11 protein-coding genes are annotated in these 17,719 nt (G+C 64.2%); 9 read left to right on the top strand and 2 right to left on the bottom strand.

The window, feature by feature from the left end:
- From RQH14_RS16845 to RQH14_RS16835, 3 genes are all read left to right on the top strand, one after another.
- Entirely contained in the window at positions 1-2,520 is a 2,520-nt protein-coding gene (locus RQH14_RS16845) for an MMPL family transporter (protein WP_311214302.1), read from the top strand.
- Positions 2,521-2,735: 215 nt separating this feature from the next.
- Entirely contained in the window at positions 2,736-3,413 is a 678-nt protein-coding gene (locus RQH14_RS16840) for a nucleoside triphosphate pyrophosphatase (RefSeq protein WP_311214301.1), read from the top strand.
- Between the two features lie 60 nt (positions 3,414-3,473).
- Positions 3,474-5,345, top strand: coding sequence for a biotin carboxylase N-terminal domain-containing protein (locus RQH14_RS16835; RefSeq protein WP_311214300.1), 1,872 nt, complete (start codon positions 3,474-3,476; stop codon positions 5,343-5,345).
- 68 nt (positions 5,346-5,413) lie between these two features.
- Here the strand turns inward: RQH14_RS16835 and RQH14_RS16830 are convergent, their stop codons facing one another.
- Positions 5,414-6,823, bottom strand: coding sequence for an MFS transporter (locus tag RQH14_RS16830; RefSeq protein WP_311214299.1), 1,410 nt, complete (start codon positions 6,821-6,823; stop codon positions 5,414-5,416).
- Positions 6,824-7,116: 293 nt separating this feature from the next.
- On the opposite strand from RQH14_RS16830, the gene RQH14_RS16825 reads away from it, so the two are divergent.
- Genes RQH14_RS16825 through RQH14_RS16810 form a run of 4 tightly spaced genes read left to right on the top strand, consistent with a single transcriptional unit; the run spans position 7,117 to position 13,090 of the window.
- Complete coding sequence (locus tag RQH14_RS16825; RefSeq protein ID WP_311214298.1) at positions 7,117-8,529, top strand: MFS transporter; 1,413 nt, start codon at positions 7,117-7,119, stop codon at positions 8,527-8,529.
- A complete protein-coding gene (locus tag RQH14_RS16820) occupies positions 8,530-10,746 on the top strand; it encodes a molybdopterin oxidoreductase family protein (RefSeq protein WP_311214297.1) in 2,217 nt (738 codons plus the stop codon).
- Entirely contained in the window at positions 10,743-12,305 is a 1,563-nt protein-coding gene (locus RQH14_RS16815) for an FAD-dependent oxidoreductase (RefSeq protein WP_311214296.1), read from the top strand. Before RQH14_RS16820 ends, RQH14_RS16815 begins: the two co-directional genes overlap by 4 nt.
- Positions 12,306-12,358: 53 nt before the next feature.
- Positions 12,359-13,090, top strand: a complete 732-nt coding sequence (locus RQH14_RS16810; protein ID WP_311214295.1) for an MBL fold metallo-hydrolase — start codon at positions 12,359-12,361, stop codon at positions 13,088-13,090.
- A 96-nt stretch (positions 13,091-13,186) separates the two neighbouring features.
- Here the strand turns inward: RQH14_RS16810 and RQH14_RS16805 are convergent, their stop codons facing one another.
- On the bottom strand, positions 13,187-14,596 hold the full coding sequence (locus tag RQH14_RS16805; protein WP_172322620.1) for an NAD(P)H-quinone dehydrogenase: 1,410 nt from the start codon (positions 14,594-14,596) through the stop codon (positions 13,187-13,189).
- A 122-nt stretch (positions 14,597-14,718) separates the two neighbouring features.
- On the opposite strand from RQH14_RS16805, the gene RQH14_RS16800 reads away from it, so the two are divergent.
- Together RQH14_RS16800 and RQH14_RS16795 are read left to right on the top strand one after the other, a co-directional pair.
- Complete coding sequence (locus RQH14_RS16800; protein ID WP_311214294.1) at positions 14,719-15,519, top strand: purine-nucleoside phosphorylase; 801 nt, start codon at positions 14,719-14,721, stop codon at positions 15,517-15,519.
- 462 nt (positions 15,520-15,981) lie between these two features.
- A complete protein-coding gene (locus RQH14_RS16795) occupies positions 15,982-17,580 on the top strand; it encodes a glycoside hydrolase family 68 protein (protein ID WP_311214293.1) in 1,599 nt (532 codons plus the stop codon).
- Positions 17,581-17,719 lie beyond the last annotated feature (139 nt).

Below are 17,719 nucleotides of genomic sequence, written 5' to 3'. Positions count from 1 at the left end.
ATGGCCTCGTTCCTCTACCGTCTCGGCAAGTTTTCGTATCGGCGCCGCTGGCTGGTCATCTCCATCTGGCTGGCCGTCATGGTGGCAGTGGGCGGCTCGGCCGCAGCGTTCCACGGCACCATGTCCAACAACTTCACCATCCCGGGCACCGAAACCCAGCAGATGGCGGACAAGCTCAAGGAAGCGCTCCCTGATTCTTCGGGAGGCTCCGCCAGCGTGGTCTTCGATGCCGGGGACGGCGGATTCGACCAAGCCAAGAAGGACGCAGTGGCCGCTGCGCTGACCAAGCTTGAAGCCATGCCTGACATTCAAGGAACGGTGAACCCGTTCACCACGCAGGAGCAGCTGGACAAGTCAGCCGGCGAGATCGCAGCCGGTGAAGCCAAGGCCGCCGAAGGCAAGGCGCTGCTTGATGCCTCCCGCGCACAGCTGGAAGCGGGCGAGACCCAACTCGCCGGGGCGGAACAGCAGCTGGCTGCCTCAGGCCTCACACCCGCACAGATCGAAGCCCAGCTGGCTCCGCAGCGCGCCGAACTCGCCGCCAACAAAGAAAAGCTCGACGCCGGAACCAAGGAAGCTGCCGACGGCGCCGCCGCATTGGCTCTGGGCAAGCGACAGCTCGAAGCCTCCGAAGGCCTCCGTTTTGTCTCCAGCGACAACAAAGCCGCAGTAGCCCAGGTCCAGTTCAAAACCTCCATCAACGCCGTTGACCCCGCCGTCCGTGAAGAGGTCCAGGAGATCGTCCACGGCGTCTCATCGGCCGGCGTCACGGCCTACGCCAGCAAGGAAATCACCGAGGACGTCTCCGAGATTTTCGGGGTTGCTGAAATCGTGGGCGTCGCAGTCGCGGCCATGGTCCTGATCCTGATGCTCGGAACCCTCATCGCAGCCGGGCTTCCTCTCCTGATGGCCCTGATCGGCGTAGCTGTAGGTGTGGGCGGAACGTTTGCCCTCACCAGCGTCATCGACATGAGCTCCATCTCCCCGATGCTTGCCCTGATGCTCGGCCTCGCGGTGGGCATCGACTACTCCCTGTTTATCGTCAACCGCCACCGCACCCAGCTGCTGGCCGGCATGGACGCGGAGGAATCCGCTGCATTGGCTACGGGTACTTCGGGTAACGCCGTGTTGTTCGCCGGTCTCACCGTGATCATCGCCTTGGCTGCACTGGTGGTTCCGGGACTTCCCTTCCTCGCCGTGATGGGTGTTGCGGCCGCAGCGACAGTTGCTGTCGCCGTCGTCGTAGCTTTGACCTTGACACCCGCTGTGCTGGCCCTGATTGGGCGCCGACTCATCTCCAAGCGCGCTTGGGCCAAGGCTGCCAGGCACAACGCTGAGCCCGGCCACGAAGCGGCCGACCGTGAACGCGAGGAGAAGCGCAGCAGCGGAGGCTGGGGCGGTATGGTCACGCGTCATCCGTGGGTTGCCCTGGTGGCCAGCGTCGTATTGTTGGGCGCTTTGGCACTGCCGGCCTCTCAGTTGCGGTTGGCACTTCCCGACGGCGGCTCCGAGCCGGTCGATTCGCAGGCCTTCAAGGCCTACGACCTCACCCGCAGCAGCTTCGGCGAAGGCGTGACGGGACCGATCGTCGTCGTCGGTGAATTCCCTGAAGGTCTCAGCGAAAACGACGCCAAGAACAAGCAGTTCGATGTTGCGGACGAACTTCGCAGTGTTGAGAATGTCATTGCTGCTGTCCCCATCGCCTTGAGCGAAGACCGTCGCACTGCGGTGTTCCAGGTCATCCCGAAGGAAGGCCCGGCCAGTGCCGGCACCGTCCAGGTCGTGTCCGATCTTCGCGCCAAGGGTGCTGTGATCAGCGACGACCTTGACGTGAAAATCGGCCTGACCGGACAGACCGCGGGCAACATTGACGTTTCCAACAAGCTCGGCGCTGCGTTGCCGCCGTACTTGGCGATCGTCGTCGGGCTGTCCTTGCTCTTGCTTCTGTTGGTCTTCCGCTCGGTTGTGGTGCCCCTGCTGGCAACCGGCGGATTCCTGCTGTCCCTCGCTGCTGCTTTCGGTGCCGTGGTTGCCGTCTACCAGTGGGGCTGGCTGGGAGGGATCTTCGACGTCGCCAACCCGGGCGCCGTCCTGAGCTTCCTGCCCATCATCCTCATCGGTGTGCTGTTCGGTCTCGCCATGGACTACCAAGTGTTCATCACCTCGGGCATGCGGGAATCGTTCATGCACGGCGAGACTGCCAAGCACGCGGTACGCTCCGGTTTCAGCCACGCTGCAGCCGTGGTCACCGCCGCCGCGATCATCATGGTCAGCGTGTTCTCCGGCTTCATCTTCAGCCACCTCACCATGGTCCGGCCGCTCGGCTTCGCCATGGCGTTCGGTGTACTGATTGATGCCTTCGTGGTCCGCATGACCATCGTTCCCGCTGTGATGTACCTTCTGGGCGAGAAGGCCTGGTGGCTCCCCAAGTGGCTGGAGCGTGTTCTTCCGGATGTCGATGTTGAAGGCGCCAAGCTGGAGCGGACCGATCGTCGGAAGACCGAGGAACTGGTCCACTAACGCTCTTCCACATACCAGCCGATATTCATGAACGCTCGCTCACTTGCTTGAGGCAAGTGAGCGAGCGTTTCGGTTTAAGCACGCGGGACGTGAGAGACCGTTCAGCCGAAGCACGCGGGACGTGAGAGACCGTTCGGCCGAAGCGCGCGGGACGTGGGAGACCGTTCAGCCGAAGCACGCGGGATGTGAGAGATGGTCGTATTAGGCTGGGTGGCGTGACCCGATTGATTCTCGCCTCCCAGTCCCCCGCCCGCACCAAGCTGCTCACGGACGCCGGTATCCGGCATGACGTCCTGGTTTCGGACGTTGACGAAGACGCGGTGCAGGCCAAGTACGGCGTGACGGACGCACACGATACCGCGCTGCTGCTGGCACGTGCCAAGGCCGAGGCCGTCGCTGCCCTCCCCGAAGCTGAGGGTGCGTTGGTGATCGGCTGCGATTCGGTGTTCGAGTTCGACGGCGAGTCCCACGGCAAGCCTTACACCGCGGATGTCGCACGGGAACGGATGCTGCGGATGAGCGGCTCGCAGGGAGTGCTGCACACCGGCCACTGGCTGGTGGACTGCCGGGACACCGCCGCTGACGCGGACGATGAAGCAGCCGGGGCAGACGCAGACAGCCCCGAAGGCACCGGCGCCACAGTTGGAGCCGTATCCAGCGCCGAGGTCCACTTCGCCCGGATGAGCACCTACGACATCGACGCCTACATCGCCACCGGAGAACCCCTCCACTGCGCCGGGTCCTTCACCATTGACGGCTTGGGCGGGGCGTTCATCCGCAAAGTGGACGGCGACCCGCACGCCGTCGTCGGGCTTTCCATCTCCACCCTCCGGGATCTCCTGGTCCACGCGAACGTGCGAATCACCGAGCTGTGGGACAACGACGAGCAGTAGAAGCCATTTGTAGCAACCCTACAAAGGAACATCGCCTCACACACGGAATCCCCCATCAATATGGGCGGAACCCTCACAATCGCGCTAGGCTCCTCAAGGACAGAAGGAGTCAACAACTTGTCAGCTAACCCGGCGCAGCCCATTTCCAGCCCTCTTACCAAGGTCTTGATTGCCAACCGCGGCGAAATCGCGGTCCGCATCATCCGAGCCGCCCGGGACGAAGGCATTGCCTCCGTAGCGGTCTACGCCGATCCTGACCGTGACGCCCTCCACGTCCGCTTGGCCGACGAAGCCTACGCCTTGGGCGGCAACACCGCCGCTGAGTCGTACTTGGTCATGGACAAGATCATCGACGTCGCCAAGCAGTCCGGCGCCGATGCCATCCACCCCGGCTACGGCTTCCTGGCGGAGAACGCCGAGTTCGCTGCCAAGGTCATCGACGCCGGCATCACCTGGATTGGCCCCTCCCCCGAGGCGATCTCGGCCCTGGGCGACAAGGTCCAGGCCCGCCACATCGCCGAAAAGGTGGGCGCTCCCCTGGTTCCCGGCACGGCTGACCCCGTGGAGTCGGCCGACGAAATCCTGAAGTTTGCCGAAGAATTCGGCCTCCCGGTCGCCATTAAGGCTGCCTTCGGCGGCGGCGGACGCGGCATCAAGGTTGCACGCACCATGGACGAGATTCCGGAGCTCTACGAGTCCGCGGTCCGCGAGGCAATCGCTGCGTTTGGTCGCGGCGAGTGCTTCATTGAGCGGTTCCTCGATGCCCCGCGCCACGTGGAAACACAGTGCTTGGCCGATGCTTTCGGCAACGTTGTAGTGGTCTCCACCCGCGACTGCTCACTGCAGCGCCGCAACCAGAAACTTGTTGAAGAAGCACCTGCTCCGTACCTCAGCGAAGAGCAGAACAAGCGCCTCTACGAGTCTTCCAAGGCCATCCTCAAGGAAGCAAACTACCTCGGTGCCGGCACTTGCGAGTTCCTGGTGGGCCAGGACGGCACCATTTCCTTCCTCGAAGTGAACACCCGCCTCCAGGTGGAGCACTGCGTGTCAGAGGAAGTCACGGGAATCGACCTCGTCCGCGAGCAGTTCCGCATCGCCCGCGGCGAAGCCCTGGGCTATGACGACCCCGAGGTCCGTGGCCACTCCTTCGAGTTCCGCATCACCGGCGAGGATCCGGGCCGCAACTTCATGCCCGCCCCCGGCACCATCACCACCCTGAAGAACCCCACGGGCCCCGGCATCCGGATCGATTCCGGCGTGGAGCAGGGCGACGTCATCAGCGGCAACTTCGACTCCATGCTCTCCAAACTGATCATCACCGGTGCCACCCGCGAACAAGCTCTCCAGCGTTCACGCCGGGCGCTGGAGGAGATGGTGGTCGAGGGCATCCCCACTGTCATCCCCTTCGACCTCGCCGTGGTCACCGATCCCGCATTCGCACCGGCGGAAGGCCCGTTCAAGGTCCACACACGCTGGATCGAGACCGAGTTCGTCAACAGCATCCCGGCATGGTCTGCCAACGCAGCAGGCGCTGAGGCGCCCGACGCCGGTGAGCGCCAGCGCGTCGTCGTCGAGGTGGGCGGCAAGCGGCTTGAGGTCGTTCTTCCTTCCGGTCTGGGTGGCGGTGTCGCGGCAGTTTCCAGCGGTTCGGGCACCAAGTCCGGCAAGTCCAAGAAGCGCTCCCGTTCGGCTGGCGCCACGGCTGCTGCAGCCGGCGGAAATGCACTGACTTCCCCCATGCAGGGCACCATCGTCAAGGTGGCAGCTGCTGAAGGCGATGTTGTGGCCGAAGGCGACCTGATCGTGGTTCTCGAAGCCATGAAGATGGAGCAGCCCCTCACCGCCCACAAGGCCGGTACCGTCCGTGGCCTCGCTGCCACGGCCGGCGAGACTGTCGCCGCCGGCGCAGTCATCGCCACCATCGAGGACTAACGCAAAGTACCCGTTAACGACGGCGGCTCCGCACCAATGGTGCGGAGCCGCCGTCGTTATTGGGCTGCTTAGGACACGTTGTTTTCGTAGTCCATGTCCTTGGTCTCGCGCGTCAGCCAGAGCGCGATGAAGGTCACCACTGCGGCGGCGGCCATGTAGGCGCCCACCAGCCACGTGCTGCCGTTCGCTGCAGACCAGAGCGCAATGGCCACGAACGAGGCAGGAGCTGCACCGATCATGGAGGACAGGTTGTACGCCACGGCGGATCCGGTGTAGCGAACGTTGGCCGGGAACAATTCGGGAAGGATCGCTGCCATGGGCCCGAAGGTCAGGCCCATGAGCGTGAAGCCCACAATGAGGCCAACCATGGCCGCTGCCTGGCCGGGACCGAACATGGTGAACCAGAGCGCGCCGAACACGAAGATGCCGGCGGTGACGCCCAGCAGGAACTTTCGCCGGCCCCACTTCTCAGCGAGCGGCCCGGAGACCACGGTGAAGATGCCGAAGAAGACGACGCCGATGATCAGCATCCAGAGGAAGTCGGACCGGGTGATTCCCAGGCCGGGGACGAACGCGGCAATCTGATCTGCCGTCATGGGCTTGCCCGCTTTTTCAGCCGCTGCCTGTGCACCGGCCAGGGTGGGCTTGGTGCCGTAGGAGAGGGTGAACGTGGTCATGATGTAGAAGAGCACGTACGTGGCAAACATGATGAACGTACCGGCCACCACCGGACGCCAGTGGCTCTTGAGGGTGGCTGCGAGAGGCAGCTTCTGCACCTTGTCCTGCTCGATCACCTTGGTGAAGGACGCGCTTTCCACCAGCTTCAAACGGACATAGAGGCCCACGATCACCAGGACGGCGCTGAGGATGAACGGAACCCTCCAGCCCCAAGCCAGGAATTCTTCGGCACTCAGCGATACGTTCATCCAGATGAAGATGACGTTGGCGATGATGAAGCCGATGGGGGCGCCCAGCTGCGGGAACGTTCCGTAGATGGCACGCTTTCCCTCGGGTGCGTTCTCCGTGGCCAGCAATGCTGCGCCGGACCATTCGCCGCCCAGAGCCAGGCCTTGGAAGAACCGCAGGATGACCAGCATGATCGGGGCAAGGATGGCCCAACCCGGCATGGAGGCCGTGGGCAGGAGACCGATGAGGAACGTGGCGATACCCATGGTCAGCAACGACGCCACCAGGGTGCCCTTGCGGCCGATCTTGTCACCAAAGTGGCCGAAGACCACGGCACCGATAGGCCGCGCGAAGAAGGCAACGCCAAAAATGGCGAACGCACTGAGCAGCGCATTGATGTCAGTGGCGTCGGGGAAGAAGAGCTTCGGGAAGACGAGTACCGACGCGGTGGCATAGGCGTAGAAGTCGTAGAACTCGATCGTCGTGCCGATCAGGCTCGCGAAGATCACCTTGCCCCGCGAGTTCACTGGCTTAGTGGACTCGCCTTCCTTGGATGGTGCGGTGGAAGACATGTATGTGCAGCTTTCTTTCACGCCGGCCGAAGCCCCGAGAGGCTCCCGGCGAAGGAATATTCGAGAGTTCAATAATAGTTCCCGCTGTCCATTGACTGGACAACCAAGTCCAACATGCGGACGCACAGGAAAATCTCACCCTGTGGTCCGCGCCACACTACCTCACCATCGCCTCACGCGCCGGTGACCCCGCCGATAGGGAAATGTCACAGCACGTTTACAAACGGAGCCAGTCCACGAAATGCGCGAAACCTACCTTGGAATAACAACGTCCCCCACCAAGGAGGCACTCCGTGACTGTTGACCGCTCCGCAGAAGAACTGGCCCCTGTCCAGTCCACTGCCACCGCCGCCCCCGCCCTTGAACACCGCCCCGGCCGTTGGATTGCCAACTGGGATGCCGAGGACAAGGGCCAGTGGGAAGCCGAAGGCCGGTCCATCGCCAAGCGCAATCTCTACTGGTCCATCTTTGCCGAATTCCTCGGTTTCGTCGTCTGGCAGCTCTGGTCCATCGTGGTGGTCCAGCTCCCCGCGGCCGGTTTTACCTTTGATACCAACCAGATCTTCTGGCTCATCTCCATCCCCAGCCTGGTAGGCGCCACGCTTCGCATTCCCTACACCTTCATGGTTCCCAAGTTTGGTGGCCGGAACTGGACCATCGTCTCGGCGCTGCTCCTGCTGATCCCCACCACGGGCCTGGCTATCTGCGTCTCCAACCCGGAAACGCCGTTCGGCGTCATGCTCCTCATGGCTGGCCTCGCCGGCTTTGGTGGCGGCAACTTCGCCAGCTCGATGGCCAACATCACCTTCTTCTACCCCGCCCGCGAAAAGGGTTGGGCGCTGGGCCTGAACGCCGCCGGCGGAAACCTCGGTGCCGCCGTCGCCCAGCTTGTCGTCCCGATCGCCATCACGCTCCTGGCCGCCGGAACCGTCAACCTGCCGATGGCAGGCATCATCTGGATTCCGCTGATCATCATCGCCGCCTTCGGCGCTTACAAGTACATGAACAACCTCACCAGCGCCAAGGGTGACGTGGCCGGTTCACTGGCCGCCCTCAAGGAACCGCACCTGTGGATCATGGCGTTCCTGTACATCGGAACGTTCGGCTCGTTCATCGGCTTCGCGGGCGTCTTCCCCAAGCTGATCAAGGACTACTTCCCGGACTTCTCTTCCATCCATGTTGGCGCAGTGGCACTCTCCCTGGCCTTCCTCGGCCCGCTGGTTGGATCCCTGGCCCGCCCCTACGGCGGACGCATGGCCGACCGCATGGGTGGCGCCCGGATGACCATCGCCTCGTTCGCCTCCATGGCTGTGATCACCTTGACCATGATCTGGACGCTGCCGTTGAAGAACTTCTGGCTCTTCCTCACCTTGTTCCTGCTGCTCTTCCTGGCCAGCGGGTTCGGAAACGGTGCCACTTACCGCATGATCCCGGTCATCTTCGCAACCTCCAGCCGGGCCGCCCGCGCAGGAGCCCCGAGCACCACCACGGCGCGGCTCGCTTCTTCCTCGCTGGGCCTGATCTCCGCGATAGGCGCATACGGCGGGTTCGTGATCCCCCAGGTGCTCAACGCCTCCAACACGGCCACCGGCTCTTACACCCCGGCGTTCTACGGATTCGTTGGAGCCTACGTCCTGATGCTCATCGTCTGCTGGGTCTTCTACATCCGCCCTGCCCAGAAGCGCAACACGATCGGACACATCTAGATGCCCAACGGCGCCGATACCCACTGCCCCTACTGCGCGCTCCAGTGCGCCATGACGCTGACCCCGGCTGCTTCGGCAGCACAAGGGACAGCGGCAGCGGCCGCACCCCTCGCAGAACCGGCCAAGCCTGACGCTCCCCTGGAAGTATCCGGGCGCGACTTCCCCACCAACCGGGGCGGGCTGTGCCGCAAAGGCTGGACATCGGCGTCGTTGTTGCATCACAACGGGCGCGTCACTGAACCCATGCTCAAAGGATCGGACGGCGTCCACCAGCCCATCTCCTGGGACCAGGCGCTCATGCTCGTCACCGCAGCGGTGAAGGACACCCAGCAGCAGTACGGGAATGACGCCGTGGGTGTTTTCGGCGGCGGCGGCCTCACCAACGAGAAGGCATATCTGCTGGGCAAGTTCGCCCGGCTGGCCCTCCGTACCTCGCGCATCGATTACAACGGCCGGTTCTGCATGTCCTCTGCAGCTGCCGCCGGTAACCGCGCCTTTGGCGTGGACCGCGGGCTGCCCTTCCCGGTCACGGACCTCGATACCGCGTCCGTGATCCTCATGCTCGGTTCCAACGTTGCCGAGACCATGCCTCCGTTCGTCCAGCACCTGCAGGGCGCACGGGACGCCGGCGGCTTGATCGTGGTGGACCCCCGCCGCTCGGCGACTGCTGCGTTCACCTCCGACGGCGGCGGCCTCCACCTGCAGCCGACGCCCGGAACCGATTTGGCCCTCCTCCTGGGCATCAGCCACGTAGTGGTTCACGAAGGCCTGGCCGACGCCGGATACATCGAGGCCAACACCAGCGGCAACGCGGCTGTGGTGCGGAGCCTTTCTGCGTACTGGCCGGAACGGGTCCAGTCCATCACCGGTGTCCCCGCCACCCTGATCCGCGAAACCGCCCGGCGCTTGGCACAAGGCGCCCGCACCGGCGGCAGCTACATCCTTAGCGGCCGCGGCGTGGAGCAGCACGTGGACGGCACGGACACGGCAACTGCTGCGATCAACCTCAGCCTCCTGTTGGGCCTGCCCGGCTCTGCGCGCAGCGGCTACGGCACGCTCACCGGCCAGGGCAACGGCCAGGGCGGCCGCGAACACGGGCAGAAAGCCGACCAGCTCCCGGGCTACCGCAAGATCACCGATCCCGCCGCGCGCGCCCACGTCGCCGGAGTGTGGGGCGTCGACGAGTCGCTCATCCCCGGCCCCGGCATGCCCGCCGTCGAACTTCTTAAGTCTCTTGGACAGCCCGACGGCGTCAGGTGCCTTTTCGTGCACGGTGCCAACGTGGTGGTCTCGGCGCCGGACACCAACGCAGTGATCAAGGGTCTTCGCAGCCTGGACTTCCTGGTGGTCTGCGACTTCTTCATGTCTGAGACCGCCGCCGAGGCTGACCTCGTATTGCCCGTTACGCAATGGGCCGAGGAAGAAGGCACCCTCACCAACCTCGAGGGCCGCGTGATCCGGCGTCGCCGGGCACTGACTCCTCCCCCTGGGGTACGCAGCGAGTTGTGGCTCATGGCGCGGCTGGCTGAACTCCTTGAGGCCCCGTCAACGTTCAGCGACGATCCCGAGACCGTCTTTGAAGAGCTGCGCCTGGCTTCCGCTGGTGGTTTGGCTGATTACTCGGGCATCGATTACGCCATGCTGGACCGCGGCGAGGCTGCCTACTGGCCCTACCCTGTGGGCAGCACCGGAACTCCGCGTCTGTTCGCCGACGGCTTCGCCCACGCTGATGGCCGCGCCGTCATGGTTCCGGTCACTCCCTCCAAACGGGCTGTCCGTTCGTTCGCGGACGATTCCCTGGCGCTGGCCACGGGCCGGCTCCTGGAGCATTACCAGTCCGGCGCCCAGACGCGCCGTGTGAGCGAGCTGCTGGCATCCCAGCCGCAGGCCCGGCTCCTCATCCACCCAGGCACAGCAGCTGCCCGCGGTATCGCCGATGGCGACTACGCCACCGTCACGAACGAGCGCGGCGAAGTACTTTGCCGCGCCGAACTCAGCACCACAGTCCGACAGGACACTGTCTTCCTGCCGTTCCACTTCCCCGGCCAGGAAAACGCCAACCGCCTCACCGAAGCGGCCACAGATCCCATCTCCGGCATGCCGGAATTCAAGACCAGCCGGGTATGGGTCCGGCGGGCAGTCTCAACCCAGGACCTGCCCTCGTACACCGTCCCGGCCGGGACGCGGCTGCCACTGCACGTCAAGGAGGCATCATGAGCGAGCGCATTGTTGTAGTTGGATTCGGGCCTGTGGCAGCACGGCTTATTGACGAACTGCTCCCCTCCGTCCGCACTGGGCTGGTTCAACTGCTGGTGGTGGGTCAGGAGACCGAGGCTGCCTACAACAGGGTCATGGTTGCTGAGCTCGGCGTGGGGCGCACCACGGCCGAGGCGTTGGCGATGGCCGATGCGTCCGAGTTGACGTCCGACGGCGTTGACGTCCGCCTGGGCACCAAGGTCAAAAGGATCGACCGCGCCCGCCAGCAGGTAGTCCTTTCAGACGGCACCTCTGAACACTACGACCGCCTGGTGTTTGCCACTGGCTCGCGTCCGGTCATTCCCAACCTCACCGGACTCAACCCCGATCCCTCCCGGCCCGTGCTTCCGGCCGGAGTTACAGCTTTGCGTGATCTGAGGGATGCTGCCGTGCTTCGCGCCGCGGTAGCCGGCGGCAAGCGCGTGGTGGTCCTGGGTGGCGGGGTGCTGGGTTTGGAAACCGCGCTGGCGGCCTCTGAAGAAGGCGCCCAAACCACGGTGGTCCACAACGGACCGTTCCCGCTGGGCCGCAGCATTGACCGCGGCAGTGGCTCCGTCCTTACCAACAGCCTGCGGGCGGGCGGCGTCCGGATGGCCGGCAATGCCCGTTCCACCGGCATTGAAACCTCCGGTCCTGACGGCAGCTTCTCGGCGCTGCTGCTGGATGACGGCTCAGCGATCGACGGCGACCTGCTGGTCTTGTCGTGTGGTGTCCGCCCCCGGATCGAACTGGCCGAGGGCTGTGGACTTCCTACCGGTGCCGGCATCCTGGTGGACCACCACCTCCGGACTTATCATGAGCCCCACATGTTCGCGATCGGCGACTGTGCTGAAGTGCGCTGCCCGGATGGCTCCTGTGTTGAATGCCGCACAGCCGGTGGCCCCTCCGGCTTGGTGGGCCCGGGGTGGCGTCAGGCTGAGTGGTTGGCCGAATACCTCGTGGTCCTTGCCCGGGACGGCCAGGCCGCCGCGGATGCGGTGGAAGCGCTGCCCGTGGAGAAGCCCGGGGTGGTGGTCCTGAAAGCAAGGGGCATCAACCTCGCTGTGGCGGGCGACAACCAAGCCGATCCGTGGGATGAAGAATTGCTGGCAGCCGGTGCTGCTTCGGGACGTGCCCGCCGGCAGATCTCCCAGTGGGCCGATCCCGAACACGGCCGCTACGTAAAGATGACCACCCGCGGCGGGGTGCTGGAAGGCCTCGTTGCCGTGGGCATGCCCCGGACGGCTGCTGAACTGGTGGTGCTCTTCGAACGCTCCTCGGAACTGCCCGCCGACCGCTCACTCCTGCTCCGGCTCGATGGGCCCGACCAACTGGACACCGGCGCCACCAGCAACGATCCCCAGCGGACCGTGTGCCGTTGCGCAGGGGTCAGCGCGGCCAGCATCGAGGATTCAGTCCTGGACGGCTGCAGCACCGTGGGCGAGGTTTCCAAAGCCACCCGCGCCGGAACGGGCTGCGGGGGCTGCCATGGGGACATCAAGGGGATCATCGAAAAACACTTCCAAGCGGCTGCCGCCTGACGCCGCGTAGTTTTTTGGCTTGCCGCTCCGAAGCGGGCACTTAGAATTCTCACGTGAACATCTCCGAGCAGGCTCCAGGGATCTTTTTCGTGGAAGGACCGGCGTCCAATTGGCTCATTGTCCGTGACGATGGCGGGTTTATTGTGATCGACGGCGGTTACCCCGCCGACCGTGACCTGGTCCTCGAGTCCATCAGAGGGCTGGGCTTGGAGCCTGCCGATGCGAAGGCCATGCTCATCACGCACGGGCACGTGGACCACACAGGATCCGCGGCGTACTTCTCGCGGACGTTCGGCACGCCCATCCTCTGCTCTCCCGGGGAATTACCCCACGTTCAGGGCAAGGAGAAGCATCAGGTCACGTTTGGCCAGGTCCTGGTCCGGGCATGGCGTCCCCGCGTTTTCCGGTGGATGCTCCACGTCATCAAGGCCAAGGCCCTCCGGGCAGAGCCGGCCACCCGCGCCGAAGCTTGGATGCCGGAGAAGCTCCATAGCCTGCCGGGCCACCCCCAGGCAATCCCGCTCCCTGGGCACACCCCGGGCAATGTCGCATTGTTGCTGCCCGACACCGGAGCGATTGCCGTGGGCGACTCCTTCGTCACCGGCCACCCGATCAGCAGTACATCCGGCCCCCAGATGCTGCACCGGATGTACCACTCTGACCCTGTTGCCGCGTTGGCCTCTGCCCGGCAGTTGGAGGGTGTCCAAGCCAACGTCATCCTGCCCGGCCATGGTCCTGCCCTGCACCTGCCGTTGGCTGAAGCCGTCGCCGCTCTGCAAGCCTAGACAGCAGAAACGCCCGTTTCGATGGCTCGCTGCATGTTAGACGGTAGGAACCGTCTGGTGTGCAGCGGACCGTCGAAACGGGCGTAGGCGTCGAAACTACATGTGCACGTGCAGGCGCCGTGCGGCCTCCGAGATGGATCCCGTGAGGGACGGGTACACCGTGAACGCGCTTGCGACGTCGTCCACGTGGAGCTTCTGCGTGACGGCCACGGAGATGGGGAAGATGAGCTCCGACGCGTTCGGGCCCACCACCACGCCACCGATCACGGTGCCGGAACCCTTGCGGGCAATGATCTTGACGAAGCCGTCCTTGGTGTTGCGCATCTTGGCGCGGGCATTGCTGAGCAAGGACAGCATCACAACGTCGCCCTGGTACTTCCCGGACGCGAGGTCGGCCTCGGACACACCCACTGAGGCAATTTCAGGGGAGGTGAAAATGTTCGACGCCACCTGGTTGAGCTTCAGCGGCTTCACGCCGTCGCCCATGAAGTGGGCAATCGCGATACGGCCCTGCATGGCCGCAACGGATGCGAGGGCGAACACGCCTGTGCAGTCACCGGCAGCATAGATGTTGGGGGCGGTAGTGCGGGAAACGCCGTCAACCTTGATGTGGCCGGACTCCGTGAGGGTCACACCGGCTTCCTCAAGGCCGACGCCCGCCGTGTTCGGGATGGAACCAACACACACCAAGCAGTGCGTACCCGTGACAATCGATCCGTCACCCAAGGTGACCTTGACGCCGTCGTCCGTTCGCTCCACTGCGTTGGCGCGTGACTTGGACAAAACGTTCACGCCACGACGTTCGAAGACGCCTTCCAGCAGCTTGGCGGCATCAGTGTCCTCGCCCGGGAGAACTTGGTCCCGGCTGGAAATCAGCGTGACCTTGGAGCCCAGTCCGTTGTAGGCGGAGGCGAACTCGGCGCCGGTAACACCGGATCCCACCACGATCAGTTCTTCCGGGAGCTCGTCCAGGTTGTAGATCTGAGCCCAGTTGAGGATGCGTTCACCGTCGGGCTTGGCAGTGGGGAGTTCGCGCGGGTGGGCGCCGACGGCCAGCAGGATGGCGTCAGCATCAATGGTGCGGGTGCCTTCGAGGGTCAGGACCTCGATGGTGTTGTTGTCCAGCAGCTTGCCGGACCCAATGACGATTTCCACGCCCAGGCGCTCCAGGCCGGCACGGATGTCCTCGGACTGTCCGTGGGCAAGGTTGAGCACGCGGTCGTTGATGTGCTTGAGGTCGGCGCGGGGCTTCGAGGCCGTGCCGTCGCCGTCGAACTTCACTCCCAACTCGTCCGCCTCACCGACGCGGGTCATGAGGTCGGCGGTGGCAATGAGGGTCTTGGAAGGCACGACGTCGGTCAGCACGGCAGAGCCGCCAAGGCCCGCCCGCTCAACAATGGTGACGTGGGCGCCGAGTGAGGCGGCCACCATGGCAGCTTCATATCCGCCGGGACCACCTCCCAGGATCGCGATACGGGGGGCACTGAAGTCAACTTGGGTGGTCACAATCCTCGATTCTCGCTCATTGCAGCGTCGGCTGCCACTCAGCCCACCCTCACCCGCGCAGGGGTCCCTACCAAAGTCCTGCGGCTGCAGGGTAGCTTGTACCAGTGAGTAACACTGAGCTGATGAACACAGACCCCTTTGAGGCCGCGAAGGCCGCCGCAGACTTCATCGCCGCGGAGACCGGCATCGAGTCCCATGACGTAGCCCTGGTGCTCGGATCCGGTTGGGCGGAGGCCGCCGACCTCATCGGCGAAACCACCGCCACCCTGAACGCCTCGGAGGTCCCCGGTTTCCACAAACCGGCGGTGGTGGGCCATATTGGCACCATCCGCTCCGTCCTCACCAAGGAGGGCAAGCGCGCGCTCGTCCTCGGGGCGCGGACCCACTACTACGAAGGCCGCGGCGTACGGTCCGTGGTCCACGGCGTGCGCACCGCAGCCGCAGCCGGCTGCAAGACATTGGTACTCACCAACGGTTGCGGCGGGCTGAACGAAGACTGGACACCGGGCACCCCCGTCCTCATCAGCGACCACATCAACCTCACCGCTACCTCACCACTTGAGGGCGCCACATTTGTTGACCTCACCGATCTCTACTCCTCGCGCATCCGGGACCTCGCCCGCGAAGTGGACGCTTCCCTGCAGGAAGGCGTGTACGCACAATTCACCGGCCCGCACTACGAAACACCGGCAGAGGTCCAGTACGCCAAGCGGATCGGCGCAGACCTGGTGGGCATGTCCACGGCGCTGGAAGCAATCGCCGGCCGCCATGCAGGAATGGAAGTTTTCGGGATCTCCTTGGTCACCAACCTTGCAGCCGGCATCAGCCCGGTTCCTTTGAGCCACGCCGAAGTTCTGGAAGCCGGGCAGGCAGCCGGCAAGCGGATCTCCAAGCTCCTGGCGGACATCATCGCCAAGCTCTGACTGCGTCACCGGGAAGCGGGGCCACCATCCATGGTGGCCCCGCTTTGCTGATTAAGAGGGTGCGCGCTAACAATTCCGGACCGGAAGTAAACGCACAGCAAATTCTCAGGATAAATATGTTTTATGGCGCAACATTTGATCCCGCGCCCCAGCATGTGGCACGCGCGCCCGTTGGCAATGTAAACGCTTGCGCAAATACCCGCCGGTAGCTCAAATCGCACGCTCAACACCGTTTGATGTCCGACCTAACACGTGTCTAGCGTGGAAAGTGTCCCGGCAAGTCGACGTGCCGGTACCACCGCGGTGGAGGCCCACGAGGCTCCGCCGCACCTCGAAACGATGGCGTCCCTCGGTGATGCCTCCAGCGGATCGATGGACGCCCCAGTTGTAGAGAACCCCCAACCGGGGGTCAGGGCATGAGCCCCACTCCACGAAGTCCAACACTCCGCGAGAAGAGTAAGCATGAACACGCACTCAACCCCTCAAAGGCCGCGCCGCCGGCTGCGACAGGCAGTAGCCCTCGCAGCCGCAGCCAGCGTGGCCGGCAGCATCCTGCTGGTGACGCCGGCCGCGCAGGCGAACCTGCCGGCTGATCCGCCGTCGAGCACCATGCCGGCACCCACGCCCGGCTTCCCGTTGCCTACCAATCACACACAGCAGGCGTACGATCCCGCGGCGGACTTCACGTCCAAGTGGACGAGGGCCGACGCCAAACAGATCATGGCCCAGAGCAATCCCAACGTTGCGCCCGGCCAGAACTCGATGAGCCCGAACGTCACCATGCCGGAAATCCCCAAGGACTTCCCGGCCATGAACGACGACGTCTGGGTGTGGGACACCTGGTCCCTCACCGACGAGAATGCCAACCAGATCAGCTACAAGGGCTGGGACGTCGTCTTCTCCTTGGTGGCTGACCGGCATGAGGGCTACGGCTTCGACCAGCGCCACTGGAATGCCAGAATCGGCTACTTCTTCCGCAAGACCAACGCCAATCCTGCCAAGGACAAGTGGAACTACGGCGGACACCTGTTCCTGGACAACACGTCCATCGGCAACACGGAGTGGTCCGGTTCCACCCGCCTCATGCAGGGCAACAAGATCAACGTCTTCTACACGGCCACCACGTTCTACGATGTGGCCGAGCGGAACGCAGGCGGCGGCGGCATCGCTCCCGACGCCGCAATCGCCAAGGCCCTGGGTAACATCCACGCCAACCAGAACGGCGTGACCTTCGACGGTTTCCAGCACACCAAGCTCCTGGAACCGGACGGAAAGCTCTACCAGAACAAGGCGCAGAACCCCGGCTTCGCGTTCCGTGACCCGTACACCTTCGCCGACCCGGCACACCCCGGCAAGACCTTCATGGTCTTCGAAGGAAACACCGGCGGCACCCGCGGCTCCTACAAGTGCAAGCAGGAAGACCTTGGCTACGCGGCCGGCGACCCCAACGCGGAGACTCTGGCCCAGGTCAACAGCACCGGCGCTTGGTACCAGACCGCGAACGTGGGCTTGGCAGTCGCAGACAACAAGGACCTGACCAAGTGGAGCTTCCTCCCGCCGATCTTGTCCGCCAACTGCGTCAACGACCAGACTGAGCGTCCGCAGATCTTCATCCAGAACGAGAACGGCAAGAACAAGTACTACCTGTTCACCATCAGCCACCAGTTCACGTACGCGGATGGCATGCGCGGCCCTGACGGCGTCTACGGTTTCGTCGGCAACGGCGTCCGCTCCGACTACCAGCCGGTCAACAACAGCGGCTTGGCCCTTGGCTCCCCTACGGACCTGAACATGCAGGCCAACGCTCCGGAAGGTCCGGACCCGCGCCAAAACGGCCGGCAGTTCCAGGCGTACTCGCACTACGTGCAGCCCGGCGGGCTCGTCCAGTCCTTCATCGACAACGTGGACGGCGTCCGCGGCGGTTCCCTGTCGCCCACCGTGAAGATGAACTTCAAGGCCGGCGTGACGCAGGTTGACCGCAGCTTCGGCAAGAACGGCCTTGGCCCGTTTGGCTACCTGCCCACCAACGTCCGCGTTGGCGGCGAAGGCCACTACAAGTAGGCCGCAACACCCCGGCCCTCAGGCCACGGCAAGGGTGCCGGCTCCAGAAGCTGTCTCTTTATACCATCTGACGCTGCCGACGATATCTTGTAGGTGTAGATCTCGGTGGTCGCCGTATCATTAAAAAAAAAAGGGGGGG

It is taken from the genome of Arthrobacter sp. WCS2018Hpa-7, from assembly GCF_031843805.1.
In the GTDB taxonomy this organism is placed as follows: Bacteria; Actinomycetota; Actinomycetes; order Actinomycetales; family Micrococcaceae; genus Arthrobacter.
Note: the sequence above shows the minus strand (reverse complement) of the source record. Positions and strands in the feature narration are given on the sequence as shown.